General features: G+C 56.3%; 26 protein-coding genes. 13 read left to right on the forward strand and 13 right to left on the reverse strand.

The window, feature by feature from the left end; all coding sequences use genetic code 11:
• Position 1: 1 nt before the first annotated feature.
• Complete coding sequence (locus ACRZ91_RS08140; protein WP_480904132.1) at positions 2-1,378, reverse strand: multicopper oxidase family protein; 1,377 nt, start codon at positions 1,376-1,378, stop codon at positions 2-4.
• A 158-nt stretch (positions 1,379-1,536) separates the two neighbouring features.
• On the opposite strand from ACRZ91_RS08140, the gene era reads away from it, so the two are divergent.
• The 3 genes from era (at position 1,537) to ACRZ91_RS08155 (ending at position 3,206) form a co-directional block, all read left to right on the forward strand.
• Positions 1,537-2,445 (forward strand): GTPase Era, encoded by a 909-nt coding sequence (gene era, locus ACRZ91_RS08145; RefSeq protein ID WP_480904067.1) that lies wholly within the window; start codon positions 1,537-1,539, stop codon positions 2,443-2,445.
• Positions 2,442-2,771, forward strand: coding sequence for a DUF1491 family protein (locus ACRZ91_RS08150; protein ID WP_480904069.1), 330 nt, complete (start codon positions 2,442-2,444; stop codon positions 2,769-2,771). The genes era and ACRZ91_RS08150 overlap by 4 nt, the downstream gene beginning before the upstream one ends.
• 111 nt (positions 2,772-2,882) lie before the next feature.
• Entirely contained in the window at positions 2,883-3,206 is a 324-nt protein-coding gene (locus ACRZ91_RS08155; protein ID WP_170475855.1) for a SemiSWEET transporter, read from the forward strand.
• 31 nt (positions 3,207-3,237) lie between these two features.
• Here ACRZ91_RS08155 and ACRZ91_RS08160 read toward each other — a convergent pair whose 3' ends face one another.
• A complete protein-coding gene (locus ACRZ91_RS08160) occupies positions 3,238-3,627 on the reverse strand; it encodes a VOC family protein (RefSeq protein WP_010437704.1) in 390 nt (129 codons plus the stop codon).
• Positions 3,628-3,790: 163 nt separating this feature from the next.
• On the opposite strand from ACRZ91_RS08160, the gene recO reads away from it, so the two are divergent.
• Positions 3,791-4,516 carry a DNA repair protein RecO gene (gene recO / locus ACRZ91_RS08165; protein ID WP_480904073.1) on the forward strand — a complete coding sequence of 242 codons (726 nt, stop codon included), beginning with the start codon at positions 3,791-3,793 and terminating at the stop codon, positions 4,514-4,516.
• On the opposite strand, the gene ACRZ91_RS08170 is transcribed toward recO, so the two are convergent.
• From ACRZ91_RS08170 to ACRZ91_RS08180, 3 genes are all read right to left on the reverse strand, one after another.
• Positions 4,500-4,889 (reverse strand): META domain-containing protein, encoded by a 390-nt coding sequence (locus ACRZ91_RS08170; protein ID WP_170543071.1) that lies wholly within the window; start codon positions 4,887-4,889, stop codon positions 4,500-4,502. The genes recO and ACRZ91_RS08170 overlap by 17 nt on opposite strands.
• Positions 4,890-4,901: 12 nt before the next feature.
• Positions 4,902-5,447 (reverse strand): hypothetical protein, encoded by a 546-nt coding sequence (locus ACRZ91_RS08175; RefSeq protein ID WP_480904076.1) that lies wholly within the window; start codon positions 5,445-5,447, stop codon positions 4,902-4,904.
• Between the two features lie 216 nt (positions 5,448-5,663).
• A complete protein-coding gene (locus tag ACRZ91_RS08180; RefSeq protein WP_480904079.1) occupies positions 5,664-7,355 on the reverse strand; it encodes an acyl-CoA dehydrogenase family protein in 1,692 nt (563 codons plus the stop codon).
• A gap of 144 nt (positions 7,356-7,499) precedes the next feature.
• Between ACRZ91_RS08180 and ACRZ91_RS08185 the strand changes: the two genes are divergently transcribed.
• Positions 7,500-8,264: a sulfite exporter TauE/SafE family protein gene (locus ACRZ91_RS08185; protein ID WP_480904082.1), complete on the forward strand. Its 765-nt coding sequence runs from the start codon at positions 7,500-7,502 to the stop codon at positions 8,262-8,264.
• Here ACRZ91_RS08185 and ACRZ91_RS08190 read toward each other — a convergent pair.
• The 3 genes from ACRZ91_RS08190 to ACRZ91_RS08200 all read right to left on the reverse strand — a co-directional run bounded on the left by ACRZ91_RS08190 (position 8,261) and on the right by ACRZ91_RS08200 (position 11,049).
• Complete coding sequence (locus ACRZ91_RS08190) at positions 8,261-8,803, reverse strand: hypothetical protein (protein ID WP_480904085.1); 543 nt, start codon at positions 8,801-8,803, stop codon at positions 8,261-8,263. The two genes, ACRZ91_RS08185 and ACRZ91_RS08190, sit on opposite strands and share 4 nt — an antisense overlap.
• 32 nt (positions 8,804-8,835) lie before the next feature.
• Positions 8,836-9,126, reverse strand: a complete 291-nt coding sequence (locus ACRZ91_RS08195; protein WP_010437712.1) for a hypothetical protein — start codon at positions 9,124-9,126, stop codon at positions 8,836-8,838.
• Positions 9,127-9,450: 324 nt separating this feature from the next.
• Positions 9,451-11,049 (reverse strand): phosphoenolpyruvate carboxykinase, encoded by a 1,599-nt coding sequence (locus ACRZ91_RS08200; protein WP_170781106.1) that lies wholly within the window; start codon positions 11,047-11,049, stop codon positions 9,451-9,453.
• Between the two features lie 344 nt (positions 11,050-11,393).
• Here ACRZ91_RS08200 and ACRZ91_RS08205 point away from each other — a divergent pair, with 344 nt between their 5' ends.
• The 7 genes from ACRZ91_RS08205 to ACRZ91_RS08235 are packed head-to-tail and all read left to right on the forward strand — an operon-like array spanning position 11,394 to position 16,802.
• A complete protein-coding gene (locus ACRZ91_RS08205; RefSeq protein WP_170543081.1) occupies positions 11,394-12,098 on the forward strand; it encodes a response regulator transcription factor in 705 nt (234 codons plus the stop codon).
• Positions 12,099-12,132: 34 nt separating this feature from the next.
• The gene (locus ACRZ91_RS08210) at positions 12,133-13,842 is read left to right on the forward strand and encodes an ATP-binding protein (RefSeq protein WP_480904090.1); all 1,710 of its coding nucleotides are present in this window, start codon (positions 12,133-12,135) and stop codon (positions 13,840-13,842) included.
• A 3-nt stretch (positions 13,843-13,845) separates the two neighbouring features.
• Positions 13,846-14,316: an HPr kinase/phosphorylase gene (locus ACRZ91_RS08215; protein WP_480457345.1), complete on the forward strand. Its 471-nt coding sequence runs from the start codon at positions 13,846-13,848 to the stop codon at positions 14,314-14,316.
• Positions 14,313-15,194, forward strand: a complete 882-nt coding sequence (gene rapZ, locus ACRZ91_RS08220) for an RNase adapter RapZ (protein ID WP_480904094.1) — start codon at positions 14,313-14,315, stop codon at positions 15,192-15,194. The genes ACRZ91_RS08215 and rapZ overlap by 4 nt, the downstream gene beginning before the upstream one ends.
• Positions 15,191-15,583 carry a PTS sugar transporter subunit IIA gene (locus ACRZ91_RS08225; RefSeq protein WP_010437720.1) on the forward strand — a complete coding sequence of 131 codons (393 nt, stop codon included), beginning with the start codon at positions 15,191-15,193 and terminating at the stop codon, positions 15,581-15,583. Before rapZ ends, ACRZ91_RS08225 begins: the two co-directional genes overlap by 4 nt.
• 16 nt (positions 15,584-15,599) lie before the next feature.
• Positions 15,600-15,869, forward strand: coding sequence for an HPr family phosphocarrier protein (locus tag ACRZ91_RS08230; RefSeq protein WP_010437721.1), 270 nt, complete (start codon positions 15,600-15,602; stop codon positions 15,867-15,869).
• 42 nt (positions 15,870-15,911) lie between these two features.
• Entirely contained in the window at positions 15,912-16,802 is an 891-nt protein-coding gene (locus tag ACRZ91_RS08235; protein WP_480904097.1) for a lysophospholipid acyltransferase family protein, read from the forward strand.
• Between the two features lie 79 nt (positions 16,803-16,881).
• On the opposite strand, the gene ACRZ91_RS08240 is transcribed toward ACRZ91_RS08235, so the two are convergent.
• Positions 16,882-17,757 carry a 3-hydroxybutyryl-CoA dehydrogenase gene (locus ACRZ91_RS08240; protein WP_010437724.1) on the reverse strand — a complete coding sequence of 292 codons (876 nt, stop codon included), beginning with the start codon at positions 17,755-17,757 and terminating at the stop codon, positions 16,882-16,884.
• Between the two features lie 163 nt (positions 17,758-17,920).
• On the opposite strand from ACRZ91_RS08240, the gene ACRZ91_RS08245 reads away from it, so the two are divergent.
• Positions 17,921-18,739 (forward strand): DUF6473 family protein, encoded by an 819-nt coding sequence (locus ACRZ91_RS08245; protein ID WP_480904100.1) that lies wholly within the window; start codon positions 17,921-17,923, stop codon positions 18,737-18,739.
• Positions 18,740-18,798: 59 nt separating this feature from the next.
• Here ACRZ91_RS08245 and ACRZ91_RS08250 read toward each other — a convergent pair whose 3' ends face one another.
• From ACRZ91_RS08250 to ACRZ91_RS08265, 4 genes are all read right to left on the reverse strand, one after another.
• Positions 18,799-19,728 (reverse strand): electron transfer flavoprotein subunit alpha/FixB family protein, encoded by a 930-nt coding sequence (locus ACRZ91_RS08250; protein WP_480457352.1) that lies wholly within the window; start codon positions 19,726-19,728, stop codon positions 18,799-18,801.
• Entirely contained in the window at positions 19,728-20,486 is a 759-nt protein-coding gene (locus ACRZ91_RS08255) for an electron transfer flavoprotein subunit beta/FixA family protein (protein ID WP_010437730.1), read from the reverse strand. Before ACRZ91_RS08255 ends, ACRZ91_RS08250 begins: the two co-directional genes overlap by 1 nt.
• A 184-nt stretch (positions 20,487-20,670) precedes the next feature.
• The gene (locus ACRZ91_RS08260; RefSeq protein ID WP_170703668.1) at positions 20,671-21,243 is read right to left on the reverse strand and encodes a cob(I)yrinic acid a,c-diamide adenosyltransferase; all 573 of its coding nucleotides are present in this window, start codon (positions 21,241-21,243) and stop codon (positions 20,671-20,673) included.
• Positions 21,244-21,246: 3 nt separating this feature from the next.
• Entirely contained in the window at positions 21,247-21,447 is a 201-nt protein-coding gene (locus tag ACRZ91_RS08265) for a twin transmembrane helix small protein (protein WP_010437734.1), read from the reverse strand.
• Positions 21,448-21,484: the final 37 nt, after the last annotated feature.

The raw sequence follows: 21,484 nt of genomic DNA on the forward strand, positions 1-21,484 counted from the left end.
ATCAAACCACGCGAATGAACCCGGTCAATCCGGTTTTCTGATGTTCGATCACATGGCAATGAAACGCCCAATCGCCGGGATTGTCCGCAACCAGCGCGATCTCGACCACCTCATCTTTCAGCAATAGCATCGTGTCGGTCATCAGCGGTGGCAGTTTGCGAAGGTTTGACTTAAGCGGCATAAAGACCAATCCGTGCAGATGGATCGGATGCAGGTTGGGGGATTCATTGCGCAGCCGCAGAACATAGCTTTTGCCCATCTGCAAAGTGGCCAGAGGCCCCAGATCCTGCGCCGCATCTCCCGGCCATGGCTTGCGGTTGATTGACCAGAAATTATAGCCCAGCGAGCCACAAAAGCCGTTATTGGGCTCTCCGCCTTCCGGCGTCCATCCGAAAACAAACTCGTGCAGCTCGGCCTTGTTCAGATCGGGCCGTGCAACGGGGTTTTTGGCCAGCGGTTTCAGCTCACGCATATCCCGGGCCACAGACGCGCCAACTGCCTGCAACCCGACCATGGACCGCAGCGGCTGACCGGGCAGCTTCGCCATCAGGTTCACGGTCTGCCCTTCATCTTCGGGCATCTTCACCGCGAAATCGACACGCTGGCCTGGGCCAAGCAGTAACGGCTCCGCAACGCTGGGCAGAGGCACGTCAATGTCCACCGGATGCCCGTCCCATGCGATAATCCGGGCCTCGGCATGGTCGAGGTTCAGTTTGTAAATCCGGGTCGTATCGGTGTTGACCACGCGCAACCGAACCAGACCTCCGGCGGGGTGATCATAAACCGGCGCTTGCAACCAATTTGCAGTATGCACATTGCCAAATGTCCCCGCCCGAGCCGCTCCGCGCGGCGTATAAGCGGGCAGAAACGCGCCCGCCTCATCCAGCCGGAAATCGCGCAGGTTGATCACCTGCTCGCTGTCAAACCCCGGGTCCTCGGCCTCGGCGATCACCATGACCCCAGTCAACCCGTGCGCCATTTGCTCCATCGTCATACAATGAGGGTGGTACCAATAGGTGCCCGCGTCCGGGGGTATGAATTTATAGTCGAAATGATCACCTTCGCCCATTGGCATCTGCGTAAGATAAGGCACCCCGTCCATCCCGTTGGGAATACGCAAGCCATGCCAATGCATCGCCGTATAGTCGGGCAGCGTGTTGCGTACCGGCAACCGCATCACCTCGCCCTGATTTCCATACAGAATGGGGGGAGGTGCGTCCGGCGACAGGCTGACCATCCCGTCCGTCACCTGATCACGTAGCGCAAAACTTGCGGGTTGGATCACCAACTCTTGCGGGTTTGACGCCAACGCGAACCCACCCAGTCCCAATGCACCTGCGGCAGCCCCGCTGCCCAATAGAAACTCCCGACGTTTCACATCTCGCCTCTCTGAAAGGATGATCGCCTGGCTGGGATTGGCGTGGCGCATTGCTTTGGTGCCACCCCTGACGCATGACCGCAATGCGACAAATCCCTCTGGCCCAGAGATGCGTTCTGCTATAGGGATGCGCACTTGCAAACAGGATCGCAGGACACATGAGCACACGCGCCGGATTTATCGCCCTGATCGGAGAGCCTAACGCAGGCAAATCCACCCTTCTGAACCGCATGGTCGGGGCCAAGGTCTCGATCGTGACGCATAAGGTTCAGACCACTCGCGCACGCATTCGCGGGGTGGCGATGGAGGGTGATGCGCAATTGGTTTTTGTCGACACGCCGGGTTTGTTCAAACCCCGCCGTCGCCTGGACCGCGCCATGGTCGCCGCCGCGTGGGGCGGGGCGGCTGACGCCGACGCGGTCGTACTGATGGTCGAAGCGCATCGTGGCATCACCGAAGGTGTCGAACGCATCCTCGAAGGTCTGGAAGAGATCGGGCAGGGCCGCACCATCGCTCTCGCGATCAACAAGATCGACAAAGTACCTTCCGAGAAATTGCTGGCGCTCACCAGTGATCTGAACGCCCGCTATCCCTTTGCCGAGACTTTCATGATCTCGGCTGAGAAAGGCCACGGTGTTGACGATCTGCGCAAATGGCTGGCCTCGAAACTGCCCGAAGGCCCGTGGCTCTACCCCGAAGACCAGATCGCTGATTTGCCCTTGCGCATGATCGCCGCTGAGATGACGCGCGAGAAGCTGACCCTGCGCCTGCATCAGGAACTTCCCTATCAGCTGACCGTCGAGACCGAGAACTGGGAAGAGCGTAAGGACGGTTCGGCCAAGATTGATCAGGTCATCTATGTCATGCGCGACGGTCACAAAGGCATTGTGCTGGGCAAACGCGGTGAGACGATCAAGGCTGTCAGTCAGGCCGCACGGGCGGAACTAGAAGAATTCCTCGACCGAAAAATCCACCTGTTCCTACAGGTGAAGGTCCGGCCCAACTGGCTGGAAGAATCCGAGCGTTATTCGGAAATGGGTCTGGATTTCAAAGACGGTAACGGATGACCCGACTGACGGCGGAATTCTGGGTGCATGCCTATCTGGCGCGGCTGCGATTTCAGGAAATACCAGTCTTTGTCGTGGCCCATGGTGACGACACCGCCGGCGCGGTGCTGATCAAGCTGAATACGCTTGACGGGCAGGCCACCGCATTTCAGCGAAGTTTTGATCTGATGAGCGGTGAGCGTAAATGGGTGGAACTCTCTTCCGGCCCCGAGGGCGAGGTGGACAACGCCATCACCCGCCAACGCAGTTTTGACCCTGATCTCTGGGTAATCGAGGTTGAAGACCGGCAAGGCAGGCACTTACTGGGTGAAGAAGGTTTGGACTAGCGCGCCCAGCAATTGATCTTGGATGCCCGGCTCAAAGCGACTATTTTGCTCTGAAACAGGCTGAACGAACGACCCGCCTATCGGGTGCCGCAGGAACAGGAGGGGAATTGAGTGGCTGAAACACTTGCCCAGAAACTGGAAAAGTCAAATCTCGGCCATTGGATGCAGCGGTTCGAGGGCTTTATGGTCTTCATCGGAGTGGTCGGCCCCTTCGCTACGTTGCCGCAACTGATCAAGCTTTATTTTACCCATTCCGAACACGCCACCGGCCAGTCGCTGCTCTCGTGGTCGCTTTATGCGGGGCTGTCGTTTTTGTGGTTCGCTTACGGGCTGGTGGTCGGCAAGCTGCCCATCTATGTGGGCAACGGCCTTTCCATGATCTTGAACCTGATGATGGTCATCGGCATCTTAATCCATGCTGGGGTAACATTCTAGCAACCCCGCTACGCAGTGGGCGACAATGCGATCAGTCTGCTTCACTAAAATAGACGAAGCTCATTTTGTTTCCATCCGGGTCGCGGGCATAGGCGCCGTAGAAGTTCGGTCCATATTGCGGGCGTTCACCCGGATCGCCCTCGTTAGTACCTCCATTGGCAATAGCGGCGGCGTGCACCTCACGTACTTCCGCTTCGCTTTGACATAGCAGGCCAACCATGTTGCCGTTTCCGACAGTTGCAACCTCTTTGTCGAAGGGCGTTGCGACCCACATGCTGCCGCCACCGCGCAGCTCATAGCAAACTGCATGTGGCATGTATTCGGCGATTACTTTCCCACCTAACTGAGGGACAACCGCGTCGTAGTAGCTGCGTGCTTTGGCAACATCATTTGAGCCGATCATGACATAGTTCAGAGACATTTCTTAAATCCCAATAATTAGAACATATGGCGAACATTAGTCTCTGAACCCACCTCACGCAACCGGTTTTTCCTACTGATCCGACCAGACTTATTTGTACCTTGAACCTGCAGCGGCCATAAGATTTCCTGCAGGCATATCTGGTGACCTAACGAGGCCGAAATTGGATTGGCGTGATCATGGCATACTTCTGACCTCTCGCCGCCATGGTGAGACGGCGGCCATTATCGAGGTTTTTACCGAAACTCATGGCCGCCATGCAGGTATTGTGCGCGGGGGCACTAGCCGCAAGATCGCGCCGATCTTGCAACCGGGGGCGCAGTTGGACGTACTTTGGCGTGCGCGGCTTGAAGAGCATCTGGGCACTTTTCAGGTCGAACCCCTGCGTTCCCGTGCCGCCGCTGCATTTTCAGGTCGGTTGGCACTTGCCGGACTGAACGCGGTGGTGGCGTTATTGCCCTTCTGCCTTCCCGAGCGCGAGCCACACCCCTCGATTTATAAGCAAACCGAACAGTTGATGGATTTGTTGGGACAGGATGAGGTTTGGCCACTTGCTTATTTGCGCTGGGAATTGGCGCTGCTGGAAGAGCTGGGCTTTGGCCTCGATCTGTCGACCTGTGCTGTGACCGGCGTGCATGAGGGGCTGATTTATGTCTCGCCCAAAACCGGTCGCGCGGTCAGTGCAGCGGGGGCAGGGGAGTGGGCCGACAAGCTGTTGCCACTGCCCCCCTGTCTGCGTGGCGAAGGGGCTGCGCCGGATGCGGAGATCGCGCAGGCTCTGCGAACTACCGGGCATTTTCTGGAAAACCACCTGGCCCCGGCTTTGGGCCATACGCCGCTGCCTGATGCCCGTGAACGCTTTGTGGCGCAGTTTACTCGACGGCTTTGAATACCATCTCGTGCCCGTCCTCGTTGCGCAGGATCAGCACATCGCCGGATACTTCGGATTGTGTCATCGCCATCAGTGCAGCAAAGTAAAAACCTTCGGCCTCAAGCCCGGCACAGGCTGCGCGAGTGGCAGCCAGATCGGCGATCTCGAACCAAGGGTAGGGGGCATTCAGCTTGCCCGAATAAGTGTTGCAGGGGGCATTGCCTTCGATACGCCCCTCTTCGGGAAAGCGCAGCAATGCGCTGGCTTCGAACGGCTCTCCGTCAATTTCCTGCAATGCCCATGTCTGATCCGCCGCGCCATAGGCGGCAACGGTTTCATCCTCGTTGCATTGAAACAAGGCCAGAGGCAGAAGTAGGGCCAGACGTAACATCGCAATATCCTATCAGTAGGGGTTCACGCCGCTGATCAATTCTTCGCGCACTTCAAGACGGGGCCGCCAGTTGTACTTGGTATCCTCGCGCACGGGTGCCCAGAACAACACGCCGCTGTTGCGCCACGGGTCCAGGATGATGCCCTCGTCCATGGGAGCACCCTTGGCGCTGATCAGGGCCGAATGATGAATGATCCGAAACGCCGTCGGCGGGGAGGTAACCCAGTGCAAATCCAGCGTACGGAAACTTTCTTGTTTCAGTCGCGTGGTCATGGCTTGCGCCCAATCATTACATAGGCCCTTCTCACGAAACCCATTTATGACCTTTGCGTTGTGGATGATCGCCGGATCGGTGACGTTCCAGTCCTTCTTCAATTGGCTGGAATAGGCATAGGATATCTCGGCGGCGCGGCGGGCTTCGCGTGGATCAACCTCGGGACCAAGCTGCTGAATGGCCAGCGTCAGTTTGTCGACGTCATTCGAGCCCGTCGTTGTCGGGGCCGAGGCGCACCCGGCAAGGGCCAGGCAGGTGGCCAAAATTGCAATGATGATCTTCACGCTCGAGTCTCCTCTGGCCGACATAGGTGCCGGTTCCGTTCACCGCCCTTTAACTGATTCCGGCCCCCGATCCGAGGGGGAAGTTTTGCCCAGACGATCACAAAGCCAGGTAGTACAACTCGGAACATTTGCGCCTTGGCGCCTGTACAACACCAAAGATAAAGAAAACCCGGCACAAGGCCGGGTTCAGTTGGGGAAACCGCATCGAACCGGGCGTCAGCCCAGCAATCGACGCGCGATGACTTGCGCCTGTATTTCTGCGGCGCCTTCAAAGATATTTAGGATGCGCGCGTCACAAAGCACGCGGCTAATTTTATATTCCAGCGCGAAGCCGTTACCGCCGTGAATCTGCAACCCGTTATCCGCCGCAGCCCAGGCAACCCGGGCCCCCAGCAGTTTGGCCATCCCCGCCTCAAGGTCACAGCGCTGGCCGTGGTCTTTTTCCCATGCAGAGAAATAAGTGAGCTGCCGTGCGATCATGATCTCAACCGCCATCATCGCCAGCTTGCCCGAGACCCGGGGGAAGTTGATCAGCGCCTTGCCGAACTGCTTTCTATCTTGAGCGTATTGCATGGCGATGTCCAAAGCGCTCTGAGCGACGCCGATGGCGCGGGCGGCGGTCTGGATGCGGGCGCTCTCGAAGGTCTCCATCAACTGTTTGAAACCTTTGCCTTCTTCGCCACCTAACAGGTTCTCCCCCTTCACTTCAAAGCCGTCAAAGCCCAGCTCGTATTCTTTCATGCCACGATAGCCCAGCACTTCGATCTCGCCGCCTGTCATACCGGGTGTGGGGAAGGGGTTCTCATCGGTTCCGGGGGTCTTTTCAGCCAGAAACATGGACAGACCACGGTGATCGGAGCTATCAGGGTTTGTACGCGCCAGTAGAGTCATCACATGCGTGCGGGCGGCGTGGGTGATCCATGTTTTATTGCCTGTTATCTTATAGTTGCCATCTTCACCTTTAACGGCACGCGTGCGCAGGCTGCCCAGATCCGATCCTGTGTTGGGCTCAGTGAAAACGGCGGTTGGCAGGATCTCAGCACTGGCAAGTTTCGGCAGCCAGTTAGCTTTTTGCTCATCTGTGCCACCCGCGATGATCAGTTCAGCCGCTATCTCGGACCGCGTGCCCAATGAGCCCACGCCGATATAACCGCGCGAAAGTTCTTCCGAGACCACGCACATCGACGCTTTGGACAGGCCGAAGCCGCCGAATTCCTCGGGGATGGTCAGGCCGAACACGCCCATTTCGGCCAGTTCTTCGATGATCTCAATTGGGATCAATTCGTCTTTCAGGTGCCATTCATGGGCGTTGGGCTCGACCTTTTCCTGCGCATAACGGCGGAACTGATCACGGATCATCTCCAACTCTTCGTCCAGACCCGAAGCGCCAAACATGGTTGCACCGGATTGATCCTGCATAAGCTCAACCAGACGCGTGCGCGCGGCCTGAGAATTGGCCTGCGCCATCAGGGTTTGCACTTCATGGCACTGGAACCCGGACAAGGCGTCCCAGCCAAGACCAAGGTCCTGCAAACGCACTACCTCACCCTGATTCATCGGAATGCCACCCGCGATCTGATGCAGGTATTCGCCAAAGGCGATCTGGTGCAGCAACTGCTCCATCTCGCTGAACTTACCTTCAGCTTGAAGTGCCTCGGCCCAGCGTTGCATCTGCTGCAAAGATTGCCGGTAAGTTGCCAGCCATGCCAAACTATGAGCGGCTGTCTGATTTGCTTCGATCAACGCGCCCGAGATGCGATCCTCACTGGTGACCATGGCCCGCACCGATGCACGGGCCTCGTCGAACACAGTTTCGACCGCCGGTAAGGCCGCTGCGGTCAATGTCAGAAGATCAGGTAAAACCGCTTGCTGCATCATGTTCGTCAAGTCCTGTCCATCATGGGCCATGAATCACGTCCTTTACTGGGTCGTCTGGTCATATCATGCTGCACGTGCAGCGCAACAAAAATACACAAATAGCACATAAGAAGTTCAATTATTACCATATCACTTTTGCAATGCAGAAAAATCTCGGCCTGATATGAAGGGCAGATGGATCTGTTTTCGCTCATTTCACCGCAGGAAATGTACCTGGCGTTGATCGTCGCTTTTGTAGCGGGGTGGGTCAAAGGCATGGTGGGATTTGCTATGCCAATGGTACTGATATCCGGGCTGAGTATGATGCTGCCCCCCGAATTTGCGTTGGCAGGCCTGATCCTGCCGACCCTTGTTACTAATGGTGTACAGGCCTTGCGGGAAGGCGTGGCCGCCGCAGCGGTATCGGTTCGTAAATTCCGTGTATTTCTGGCAGTTGGGTTAATCTGCCTGCTGGCGAGTGCTCAATTGATAAATATTTTGACACCTCAGGATTTCCTATTGGTGCTCGGCGTGCCGATAACCTTCTTTGCCCTGATTCAGATACTTGGGCTCAGACTTACATTGAAGGCACCCTCTGTCTGGGTCGAGGCGATGGTCGGCGCTGTAGCAGGCGCGGTCGGGGGTATCTCTGGCGTATGGGGGCCACCAACTGTGGCCTATCTGACGGCGTTGAATACACCCAAGAAAGATCAGATGCGTGTTCAGGGCGTGATTTATGGCCTAGGGGCAGTGGCCCTGGTGGCCGCGCATTTGGGTTCAGGTGTTTTGAGGGGTGAAACGGCATTGTTCTCTGCCATGCTGGTTCTTCCGGCCCTTGTAGGCATGCGAGGAGGTCTGTTCCTTCAGGACCGGATTGATCAGACCCAGTTTCGCAAACTTACGCTGTTGGTTCTGTTGATCGCCGGACTGAATTTGCTCAGGCGCGGACTGTTGGGTTAACCACGCCTTTCAGCAAAACGGAACGCGAAATAGAGACCCAACATCAAAAAGAACAAGCCTGAGATGTCGCCAATCAGAAACGCGACATATTCGGCAGCTGTACTGCCAAAGGCCGTGTTGGTCAGGATTGAAACCAAAACCGAAGTGACAATCCCAACTCCCATCACGCAGGGCCAGCAGGGATTGCGATCAGCGCGTGGAAAAAGATCCCATCCCGCCGCTTTGCAGGCGTAAAACACAGCGGGCACGATTGTTACGGCGATGGCAATCGCCAGCAATCTGCTGGGCAGGAAAACGTCCCACCCGCCCACCATTGCAAAGACAACAAAGACGCCGGGCAAAAGTGCAAAAATTGCCCGCCACCCCAGTAACCATGCGGCCAGAACCCGCACGCCATGCGGCAGGAACAACAGGCTGGCGTGGCTGGGGTATGCGGGAAAAAATTCGTTCTGAAGCGGCATCAGAATCTCGAATGTAACGAGTGATGCGGCAACATAGGCCAAAGAGGCAAAGAAGGTGTCAGAGGCCCATCTGTTCACGGGATTAGCCGTTTTCAGATTTCAGGCAGCAATCACCTGGGTGCATGAACCAAATACCGCCCACGATTGGCGCTTCCGCTTTGCGAAAGATAGCCCTTTTGAACCAAAGACTTGAGGGCGCGGAAAAAGGTCGGACGAGAAACGCTTTTGACCAGCGTATGCTCGATCAGGCCGAAGGTGCGCACTTCGGTATTGCTTTTCGACAACTCTTCCGCGGCGTAATAGATGTCCCGCTCGACCGGGGACAATTCTTCTAGCCCCAAGGTGCGTTCCATGCTCTGCATCAGTTTGCGCAGTTCGGTGAGTTTTGAAATTTCAGTCATAACTTGCCTATTATCTACTACCGTGTCAGACCGAGGCACGTCGAAAGGCTAGGACCTTTGAAACACATCTATCCAACACCATCCCCATGTGGAAGTAATCGCCACTTTCAGGTGCGGCCCGAAGCGTCTTGAGAGTGGAATCGCCCGGGTCGCCCAACTGTCCAATTTCAATGGTCGCCGCCGCAGAAAACATCGGTACCATCTCTTCATCGGTATTTTGCGATAGCGCAAATGACGCGTTCTCGCAATGAACTTGTTTGTTAGATTGGTCTGCCGCTGCGTAATCCAAAGTGAAATGGGGGCGGCTAGGGCCCCCATTTCTAATCAGCCGATTGCAACGGCTTTGATATCTTCATCAATGAAGGGCAGATATTGTTCGAAATTTTCCGCAAACATCTGCACCAGCTTTTCCGCTTGCTTGTCGAACGCTTTCTGATCGTCCCAGGTGCGACGCGGGTCCAGTAGCACTTCGGGCACTCCCGGTACTGAGACAGGTACGTCAAATCCGAAATTGGCGTCTTTGCGGAACTCGGCGTCAGTTAGTGATCCTTCAAGTGCTGCCGTCAGCAGGGCGCGGGTGGCCTTGATCGGCATCCGACTGCCAACGCCATAGGCGCCGCCGGTCCAGCCTGTATTGACCAACCAGCAGGTTGCCCCGTGCTGGGCAATCTTGTCGCGCAGCAGGTTGCCATAGGCTTCGGGGCGGCGCGGCATGAAGGGCGCACCAAAGCAGGTAGAGAAGGTCGGCTGAGGCTCGGTGATGCCGCGCTCTGTTCCGGCCACCTTCGAGGTAAAGCCAGAAAGGAAGTGGTACATTGCCTGCGCAGGGGTCAGCCGAGCGATCGGTGGCAGAACACCAAACGCGTCGCAGGTCAGCATGATGATGTTTTTGGGATGTCCACCTAGGGCGTTGCTGGAGGCGTTTGAAATGTACTCCAACGGATAAGCGCAGCGCATGTTTGCGGTCAAAGAATCGTCGTTGAAATCGAGCTCTTTGGTCTCAGCATCGAAGACCATGTTTTCGATCACGGTACCGAATTTCGAAGTTGTCGCGTAGATTTCCGGCTCGGCCTCGGCGTTCAGGTTGATCGTCTTGGCATAGCAACCGCCTTCGAAGTTGAAGGTGCCTCGATCCGACCAGCCGTGTTCGTCATCGCCGATCAATGTGCGCGACGGGTCGGCGGAGAGGGTGGTTTTGCCGGTGCCGGACAGGCCGAAGAACACGGCGGTGTCGACCGGGTTGCCGACCGCATGGTTGGCCGAGCAGTGCATCGGCATCACGCCTTTTTCGGGCAGCATGTAGTTCAGTAGGGTGAAGACCGACTTCTTGTTCTCGCCAGCATATTCGGTGCCGCCGATCAGAATCAGCTTACGATCGAAGTTCATCGCAATCACCGTCTCGCTGCGGCAGTTGTGCTTGGCCGGGTCGGCCTGAAAGCTGGGGCAGTTGATGACGGTGAAATCCGCAGTGAACTCATCCAGATCCTCACGATCCGGGCGGCGCAGCAGGTGGCGGATGAACAGATTGTGCCAAGCGAGCTCAGTGACCATACGCACATTGATCGAATAGCTGGGATCAGCTCCGCCCACGAGGTCCTGCACAAAGTAATCACGGCCTTTCATATGGGCCAGCATATCATCGTACAGCGCATCAAAGCCTTCGGGGCTCATGGCAGCATTGTTTTCCCACCAGATGCTGTCGGCGACGCTGTCGGTCTTGACGACGTGCTTGTCCTTTGGCGAGCGGCCAGTGAACTTGCCGGTGGTGACCAGAAATGCGCCGCCATTGCCAAGGGTGCCTTCGCCGCGCTTGAGCGCTTCTTCGATCAGCGCCGGTTCCATGAAGTTGTAATAGACATTGCCCAGACCCTCGATGCCCTGATCTTCGAGGCGGAATTGCGGGTTAACCCGTCCAGATGTCATGTGTGTCTTCTCCTGTGGCGGCGCGAGGGCCTAGGGCCGGGTGCGCCATTGGGGCGGATACCGGAAAAAGCCGGCGGTCAAGCGCCTCTTATCACGGTATTTTGGGACATGAACAGGAGGGTTGGCAGGAGTTAGCGCAACCAAGTTGAGGTTTAGCGCCATCACGATTTGTCTGCTGTAAATCAAGGCAGCTATTTGGGCGCAGCAAGGCAAATTTGCCGCATACCTGCCGCAAGAATGGCATGATTCGAGGTTACGAGTTGATTCGGTTGCTCAAAACCGCCAACAATGTCTTACAATAAAGCGTATTATTGCGCGAGTGAGCAGGAATAGGGGTGAACCCGATGTCAAAGATTGCACTTGTGGATGACGACAGAAATATCCTGACGTCAGTATCCATGACCCTCGAAGCCGAAGGGTTTGAGGTCGAAACATATAATGATGGGCAGGCAGCGCTGGATGCGTTCAATAAGAAACTTCCGGATATGGCCGTTCTGGATATCAAGATGCCGCGGATGGACGGCATGGATCTGCTACAGAGGCTGAGGCAGAAAACGCAGATGCCGGTTATCTTCCTGACCTCAAAAGATGATGAAATCGACGAGGTTCTGGGCCTTCGGATGGGCGCAGATGACTATGTAAAGAAACCGTTCTCGCAACGCCTTCTGGTCGAGCGCATCCGGGCGCTGCTGCGTCGTCAGGAAGCGGTAGAAGGGGATGCAACCAGCGTTTCGACCGGGGACACCAAGGTAATGGAACGCGGTGAGCTGCGGATGGACCCGCTGCGCCATGCGGTAAGCTGGAAGGGCAATGATGTCTCTCTGACTGTAACCGAATTCCTGTTGCTGCAGGCACTGGCACAACGTCCGGGATTTGTAAAAAGCCGTGATCAGTTGATGGATGTCGCTTATGATGATCAGGTCTATGTGGATGACAGGACCATCGACAGCCATATCAAACGCCTGCGCAAGAAGATGCGGGCCGCTGATCCGGATTTTTCGGCGATCGAAACGCTGTATGGTATCGGATATCGTTACAACGAAGAATAGGCGCGGCCGTTTGTGAAGAAGGCGAAGGGGTCTCGTGCGCGATACTGAACAAGCCAACCAAGAACGCGATGCGGATGTCGTATTGGGGGATGACTGGGTCATTCCCCAAGATTCCGAGTCTGCGGAACTGCAAGCCAAGCGATCGCGACGAAACCTTCTTACGTTGCGCTATTCGCCTCTGGCACGCAGGATCATTACGTTCAACCTGATCGCCCTGGTCATTCTGGTGGCGGGTTTGCTGTATCTGGACGACACGCGCAAAGAGCGTGTTCAGCAGACAGCGGTCGATTTGGTTGGGGATGCACAGCTCGTCAGCAACGTCTTTGAAACCCAATTGCGACAACCTTCGGGAAATGGTGCCGCAACGCTGGACGTGCGAGATACCCTGTCCGGGCTTAGCCTTCCCGAGGGTGGTGAAGTTTTTGTATATGATAATACAGGAACTCTGATTGGTTGGACACGCGGGGTGTCGCCAGTTTCAGAACTGCCAAGCTTGCTGCAACAGGAAGCTGACACAGTCTCGGGCAACACTTTGATCAGCGATGCGCTTAATGTGGTTTGGAATGGTCTGTCCGCAATTTTTAGCAGCAGAACAGATGTTGAAGCGCCGACACTGGCGCAACGTGTGCAACAATTGATCCCGCAGGCGTTGGATGGTCGCCTGCAAGTACAGGCCGTTCAGGACGACATGGGCAAGACGGTTATTGTGGCCGTGGCGCCAATTCTTGTCGAAGACGTACCGGTTGGTGCTGTCGCCATGGCAGGCCCTGCAGGTGAGATCGATGCGCTGGCCCGAAAAGAGCAAGAGCGCATCCTTCAGATGTTTGTCGTTGCATTGCTGGTCTCAATCGGTCTGAGCCTTGTTCTGGCCTCGACCATTGCGAACCCGCTGGCAGATCTGGCCGCCGCTGCCGAGATGGGCAAGGATCGGGGCGCGGGGGTAAATCCGGGCCGTATCCGTATCCCCGATCTCAGCGCCCGACCGGATGAGATCGGTCGCCTAAGCAAAGCTTTGCGCGGGATGGTCTCCGCGCTTTACAACCGCATCGACGCAAATGAACAGTTTGCGGCAGATGTTGCGCATGAAATCAAAAACCCTCTCGCCAGTTTGCAATCTGCCGTCGGAACCATGCGCATGGTTAAACGTGATGACCAGCGCGAAAAATTGCTGGGTGTTATCGAACATGACGTGCGGCGACTGGACCGTCTTGTCAGTGACATCTCGAACGCGTCCCGGCTGGATGCGGAGCTTGTAAAAGAAGAAGAGCAGCCCTTTGATCTGCTCAATCTACTTGGGAATATCAGCCAATTTCTGGGTGAAGACGCCCGTTCGAAGGGGATCGACTACATCACTGATTTTCCGGCAGGGCCTATCGTGGTCAACGGGCTCGAGGCGCGATTGGCACAGGTTTTTGTCAATCTGATCACCAACGCGATTTCCTTCTGCGAAGACAATGACGCCATTCGCGTCTGGGTCCGCCGTCGCGACAATCGTGTGCTGGTTGTCGTTGAAGATACCGGCCCGGGCATCCCTGATCAGGCTCTGACCAAGATATTCAAACGCTTTTATTCACAACGCCCCGAAGAGCATTTCGGCAACAACTCGGGCCTCGGCTTGGCAATTTCGAAGCAGATCGTCGAGGCGCATGGTGGAGTAATCTGGGCCGAAAACATTCGCCCGACCGAAGCCGATATCACTTCGGACCCGCTGGGCGCACGGTTTGTGGTCGGGCTTCCTGTCTAGACCATGAACGCGATCCCGCTCCAGGATATCGCAGATCAAAGGACGGCTTGCATTCACGCCACTTGCGTGGCGGTGCAAGGTGCTGGGGTGTTGATCGTTGGTGCTTCGGGTGCAGGAAAATCTGGGTTGGCATTGCAGATGATGGCGCTGGGTGCTCAGCTGGTTGGAGATGACCAGGTCGATATGTTTGTGCAGAACGATCAGGTTATGGCAAATGCAGTCGTGCCAATCAAAGGTTTGATCGAGGCGCGTGGTATTGGGTTGTTACGGGCCGCTAGCGTGGGCCCCGTCCCGTTGGCGTATATCGTGGATCTGGATCAAACAGTTTCGGCGCGTTTGCCCGAGCCTTTTGACGTTTGCGTGCTGAAGCGAACTGTTCCCTTGCTTCGGGGCGCTGGGGTACCCAATTTGGCCGCAGGACTAATGCAACTTGTGAGAATGGGGCGCGTGGCCCCGGAATGGCCGAATTCATGACAGCACAAACGCGCGTCGTATTGGTTACGGGCCCCTCTGGGGCCGGGCGTTCGACCGCGATCCACGTACTAGAAGATCTTGGATTTGAGGCGATTGATAATCTACCAATGGGTTTGCTGGTTCGTCTGGTGGACAGCTCAGAGCCGACGCGCCCAATGGCCTTGGGTATCGATACGCGCAATCGTGATTTTTCGACCATCGGGTTCATCGAACTTGCCGCCAAACTGGGCAGGATGGAAGATGTCGACCTAACGATTCTCTATCTGGATTGCAGCGACGAAGTGCTGATGCGCCGGTTCTCGGAAACACGCCGCCGCCACCCGGTCGCTGCGGATGCCAGTCCGGAAACGGGCATCCGGCAGGAAAAAGAACTGCTGGCCCCTATTCGCGAGGTTGCCGATACGCTGATCGATACCAGAACGCTGAATGTTCACCAGTTGCGCAAGGAAGTCGAGCGCTGGTTCGCCCCTAAGGGGGGGCGTCATCTGGCGGTTTCGATCGAATCCTTCTCGTACAAACGGGGTTTGCCGCGTGGTTTGGATATGGTGTTTGATTGCAGGTTTTTGGCCAATCCCTATTGGCGGCCTGAACTGCGTGATGCCGATGGGCGAAATTCGGATGTGGCAGCCTATGTTCGGTCAGATCCGAACTTTGAGGCATTCTTTGATCGGGTTGTCGATCTGTTGATCGAATTGCTTCCCGCGTTCCGTGAAGAAGGTAAGGCGCACCTCTCGATCGCCTTCGGGTGCACCGGAGGGCAACATCGCTCAGTCGCTGTGGCCGAAGCGGTTGCAAAGGCCCTTGCGGAAGGGGGCCAGCAGGTGGCAATTAGGCACCGCGAAATGGAACGACGCGCATTGAATGTGAGGCCGAAGTGATCGGGATCGTAATTGTTGCACATGGCGGTTTGGCGCGCGAATATCTTGCGGCCACACAACATGTAGTTGGAAAACAGCCCGGGTTGGTGGCTATCCCGATCGAAGCTGATCATGATCGCGAGGCAAAACAAGCTGAGATATGTCGTGCTGCTGACAAGGTCGATATGGGCGATGGCGTTGTCGTTGTGACCGACCTGTATGGCGGCAGCCCCTCGAATCTCAGCTTACGTGCGTGTGCACCGCAGGATCGGCGAATCCTTTACGGAGCTAACCTACCGATGCTCATTAAACTGGCCAAAAGTCGCCATCTGCCGCTGGCCGAAGCCGTGCGTTTAGCACTGGAAGCTGGTCGAAAATACATCAATGCGCAAAATGTGACGCTGGATTGATACCGGATACAATCATATGACGACCAAGAGTTTGAAAATAATAAATGAAAAAGGCCTACATGCCCGCGCCTCAGCCAAGCTGGTTGAGGTGGTCGAAGGCTTTGACGCACGTGCCGAGGTGTCGCGCGACGGGCTTTCTGCCTCGGGTGACAGTATCATGGGCCTTTTGATGTTGGCAGCGTCGCGCGGAACTACTATTGACGTCGAGACGTCCGGCCCGGATGCTGAGGCGTTGGCAGAAGCGTTGGAAACCCTGGTGAACGACAAGTTCGGCGAAGGGTTCTGATAGCGTAACTGCGACGATATCAAGGACGGAAAGACCAGGCAATTGGCGGAAACCACGCACGAAACAAAGACCGGCCCAGTCGCAGATCAAGACACCGATCAAGGTGAAATCTACGACCGCAGAACGCTGACCTACGCCAACTCGTTTGACGATGCCTGGACGTCCACCGCAATTCGCGCGATCGAATGGTGTACCGGCAAGCTGACCATTCTGCGTATGGTCAACAAGTTCGAAAAGCAGAACGAACATTACCGGGGCCAGAAATTCTGGGGCGGTGCGCTCAAAATTATGGGCATCAACCTCACCAGCCCCGCCGAACAGATCGCCCGTATCCCAAAAGAGGGTCCGGTTGTGGTTGTCGCCAACCACCCGCACGGCATGGTTGATGGCATGATCCTTGCCGAACTCATAGGTCAGGTTCGTAGTGATTATCGTATTCTGACCCGTTCGGTTCTGACCGGTTTGGATGAGGCAGCAACCTCGTTCATGATCCCGGTGCCGTTTCCGCACGACCCCGAAGCGCAGGCCAAGATGCTTGAAATGCGCAGCAAGACGATGAAGCACCTGGCCGATGGCGGCGTGGTCGCTCTGTTCCCTTCAGGTGTTGTGATGTCATCGGATGATTGGTTCGGCCCTGCGATCGAGCGGGAGTGGAACGTCTTTACTGCCAAGATGATCCGCCGCTCGGGCGCAAAAGTGGTGCCGATCTTCTTCCCCGGCAGCAACTCGCGTTGGTACCAGATCGCCAATCGGCTTTCGCCTATACTTCGCCAAGGTCTTTTGCTGCACGAAATTGTCCGCTCCTGCAACAAGCCGCAGTCTCCGGTTATAGGCGACCCGGTTTCAGATGAAGATATGGCGCTTTTGGAACGCGACCCACGTGGTTTCATGGCTTGGCTCCGCGATCACACGCTTGCCCTGGGCAAACACTGATCCGTCTCTTCATCTGGCCATAAATATCTCGGGAGTGAATCGAGCCGCAGGCTCAAGAGAGGGCTGGCCCTCTTATGCACTATCGCGTCGGAACTGGAACTTCACCGCGGTAATCGTAGAACCCTCGTTCGGTCTTGCGCCCCAGCCAACCAGCCTCGACATATTTCGTCAGCAGCGGGCATGGACGATACTTGGTATCAGCCAGACCATCGTGCAGCACATTCATGATCGCAAGACACGTATCTAGGCCAATGAAATCCGCGAGCTCCAGCGGCCCCATAGGGTGATTGGCGCCCAGCTTCATGGATTGGTCGATGGACTGAACGCTGCCGACGCCTTCATAAAGCGTGTAGACCGCCTCATTAATCATCGGCATCAGGATCCGATTGACGATAAAGGCCGGAAAATCCTCGGCGCTGGCTGAGGTCTTTCCCAATCGGTCCACAACAGCCTTGCAGGCGTTGAACGTTGCCTCATCCGTGGCAATACCCCGGATCAATTCGACCAATTGCATCACTGGCACCGGGTTCATGAAATGAAACCCCATGAAGCGTTCAGGCCGATCCGTACGGCTGGCCAACCGGGTGATGGAAATCGACGATGTATTCGAGGTCAGTATTGTGTGAGGCTGCAAATGAGGCAGCAGATCCTCAAAGATCGCCTGCTTCACCGTTTCCCGCTCGGTTGCAGCTTCGATCACAAGGTCGGTCTGCCCCAGATCCGGTAGGTTTAGGGTCGTGGTGATCCGCCCCAAGGCGGCTTTTACCGCCTCGTCTGATATCTTGCCGCGCGACGCTTGCCGCACCAGATTGGTTTCGATTGTCGAGATTGCACCATCTAGGGCATCCTGGCTGATATCGTTCAGAAGAACATCATACTCTGCCAGCGCCATCACATGAGCGATCCCGTTGCCCATTTGTCCAGCGCCGATCACTCCGACTGATTTTACGTCCATATTCTGATGTCCTTGTTCGCAGGATACGGGCGACATTATCGGCACTTCGGCGCGGGCGGCAAGGGGATCGGCCCGATCAAATTCGCTTCAAATGCGCGCATTAGGACTTTCGCAAGACTTGCGGCGGCAAAATGGCAAATGGGTGAAAATTTGGGTGAGTGTGATGAGCTATCAATCAATCAACGCGGATGGTTCCGTTGAAACAACGTGCACCTATGGGACCTCGAAATTGCGATACAGAGGTCCGCAAAGAGCTTTGGAGAGGCCTTACGTGGCGTGCTTTGGGGGCGAGGAGACATTTGGTCGTTTTGTTGAGGCACCGTATCCCTCAATACTCGAGCACCGCCTACAGCGCCGGTGTCTCAACTTTGGTAGTCTGTTTTGTGGCCTCGATTCGTTGACACGAGATGCCGGGCTGCTCGAACTCGCGAACCGGTCAGAGCTTTGTGTTTTGCAGTTGCCTGGTTTGCCGGGCCAGACCAACCGGTTCTATCGAGTTCATCCTCGTCGTAATGACCGTTTCGTTGCACCAACGTCGGAATTAGTGGGGTTGTATCCCGAGATGGACTTCACCAATGTTCACTTTGTTCGTCATCTGTTGAGCCGTTTGAAGGCGCATACAGATGCGCGCTTTGAGATGGTTGAGCAAGAGCTGCGCAAAGCTTGGGTTGAAAGGCTCGGTACTTTTCTGCGCAAAGTTAAGCCTCCGGTTATGTTACTCGAATTGAGAGCAGATCATCACGCGCTGGGCTCGGTATCGGATGATCCCGTCGCGTTGGATATATCAAGTGTCGAAGCGTTGGTGCCTCAAAGCGCTGGCCTCATTACTCTGCATGTGCAGGTATCAGGCGCATCCGATGAGCTTGAGGATATGTTATTTGGCACTCTGCAGCAGCCAATTGCTGAACATATGATCGGCCCTGCCACACATCGCAGAATCGCAGACGCTTTGACCCGTGCGATCAGAGACTTGGGTATTTAGAGAAAAGGCCCGCCAATGGCGGGCCTCATAGAAATTTCGAAGAAAATCTTCGCCTGGTATCAGCCGAGTTTCTCGGTCAGCTCCGGCACGGCCTGGAACAGGTCGGCAACCAGTCCGAAATCGGCGACCTGGAAGATTGGCGCCTCTTCGTCTTTGTTGATCGCAACAATGACCTTGGAGTCCTTCATGCCGGCCAGGTGCTGAATCGCACCAGAAATACCGACGGCGACGTAAAGATCGGGGGCAACAACCTTACCGGTTTGACCCACCTGCCAGTCGTTTGGCGCATAGCCCGAGTCGACCGCTGCGCGCGACGCGCCAACAGCAGCGCCCAGCTTGTCCGCCAGCGCTTCGATCAGCTTGAAATCTTCTTCCGAGCCAACACCACGGCCGCCTGAGACAACAACGCCTGCCGAAGTCAACTCAGGGCGATCGCTTTCGGCTACCTTGTCTTCAACCCATTCGGAGAGGCCGGGGTTATCACCAACCGAGATGGTCTCAACTGCCGCAGATCCACCTTCGCCAGCCGCGTCGAAAGACGCGGTGCGGATGGTGACAACTTTCTTGGCGTCGTTCGATTTCACGGTCTGGATCGCGTTGCCTGCGTAGATCGGGCGCTCGAAGGTCGAACCGTCAACCACACCAGAAGCATCCGAGATCACCATCACGTCCAGCAGGGCGGCAACGCGCGGCATGACGTTTTTGGCGTCGGTGGTGGCAGGTGCAACGATGTGCTCATAGCCATCAGCCAGCGACACGATCAGCGCTGCGGTTGATTCCGCCAGGCGATGGCCCAGCGAGGCATCTTCGGCGACCAGAACCTTAGAGACACCATCGATCTTGGCAGCAGCTTCACCAGCGGCAGCGGCCGAGCCACCTGCGGCCAGAACGGTGATTTCGCCCAGCGACTTGGTGGCTGCGACGGTTTTGGCGGTCGCGTCAAAGCTCAGTTCGCCGTTGTTGACTTCGGCAAGCAGAAGTACAGCCATTACACAGCCCCCGCTTCTTTGAGTTTCTCAACCAGCTCGTCGACCGAGCCCACGACGATACCAGCGGCGCGCGCCGGCGGCTCGTCGGTTTTGACGATTTCAAGACGCGGAGTGACATCGACGCCGTAGTCGGCGGCGGTTTTCTCATCCAGCGGCTTTTTCTTCGCCTTCATGATGTTCGGCAGCGACGCATATCGCGGCTCGTTCAGACGCAGGTCAACGGTGACGATGGTTGGCATCTTGACGCTGATAGTCTGCAGACCACCATCCACTTCGCGGGTGATCTTGGCGCTGTCGCCTTCGATATCCAGCTCGGATGCGAAAGTGCCTTGCGACCAGCCCAGCAGGGCCGACAGCATTTGGCCGGTGGCGTTCATGTCGTTGTCGATCGCCTGCTTGCCCGCCAGAACGATGCCCGGCTGCTCTTCCTCGACCACTTTGGCGAGTATTTTCGCCACGGCCAGAGGCTCGATGTCGGTGTGTACGTCATCAGCTGCAACAACCAGGATCGCACGGTCTGCACCCATGGCCAGGGCGGTCCGCAGAGTTTCCTGCGACTGTTTCACACCGATTGAAACGGCAACGACTTCGTCAGCCTTGCCCGCTTCTTTCAGGCGAATTGCCTCTTCCACTGCGATTTCGTCGAAGGGGTTCATCGACATTTTTACATTGGCGAGATCAACTCCGCTACCGTCCGCCTTAACACGAACTTTCACGTTGTAGTCGATCACGCGCTTGACAGGCACAAGTACCTTCATTTTTGCGTATGCTCCTTACAAAAACGGCAAGCCGCGCAGCGACTCCACCAATGCTCTCGCGGTTTAGATAGCGGGTCGTGATGCGCTGCAACAGAGCAAAATCGTCACGTCATGCCTTCGAGACGTCGCGTTTTGTCATTTTTTCGACAAGAAACGAATTTTTATTTCTCCATGACGCTCGCGATCAGCGGTTCGCACCCGGAACCCAGAGCACATCATTGCGTCCGCCATTATTGGCGCAGCGCGCGGCGACAAAGAACCAGTCGCTAAGACGGTTGAGATATTTCACCGCCGTTTCATTGACCGGTTCCATATTTGTCAGCTCAACCGCCAGACGTTCTGCCCGGCGCGAGACCGTCCGACAGACATGCAGATGCGCCGCCAGACGTGAACCGCCCGGCAGGATGAAGCTGCGCAGCGGCTGGAGCGTTTCGTTCATCGCGTCGATCTCTGCCTCAAGCCGATCAATCTGGGCGGGGACGATGCGAAGAGGCGGGTAGTCGGCTTCGGCATCCTTGTCCATATCGGGGCGGCAGAAATCAGCCCCTAGATCAAACAGGTCGTTCTGGATGCGGGACAGGGCGGCTTCGACCTCTCCTTCAGCCTCGGTTCGGGCGACGCCGACAAAGGAATTCAATTCGTCCACTGTGCCATAGGCTGCGACGCGCCCGGAGTATTTCGCGACGCGCTCACCATTGCCCAGGGCGGTTTTGCCGTCATCGCCTGTGCGCGTGTAAATCTTGTTGAGAACAACCATGCCTTAAACTCCCTGTCCGCGCAGGTAGACGTAGAGCACGATTAGCACCACTGCAATGAACTGAAACAGGATACGCAGGCGCATCATCTTGTTGCTTTTCATGGCTGCGTCTTTGCCGGGTTTTCCAAAGTTGGCAATGCCCATCACCAGCACGGCGACCACCGCCGCCATGGCCAGAAGCAATACGACCATCAACAGGTCCATAAGATCACCATCCTTGTTTGTTCTCGCGATGAACTCT

The sequence above is a fragment of the Ruegeria sp. O11 genome, from assembly GCF_056535285.1.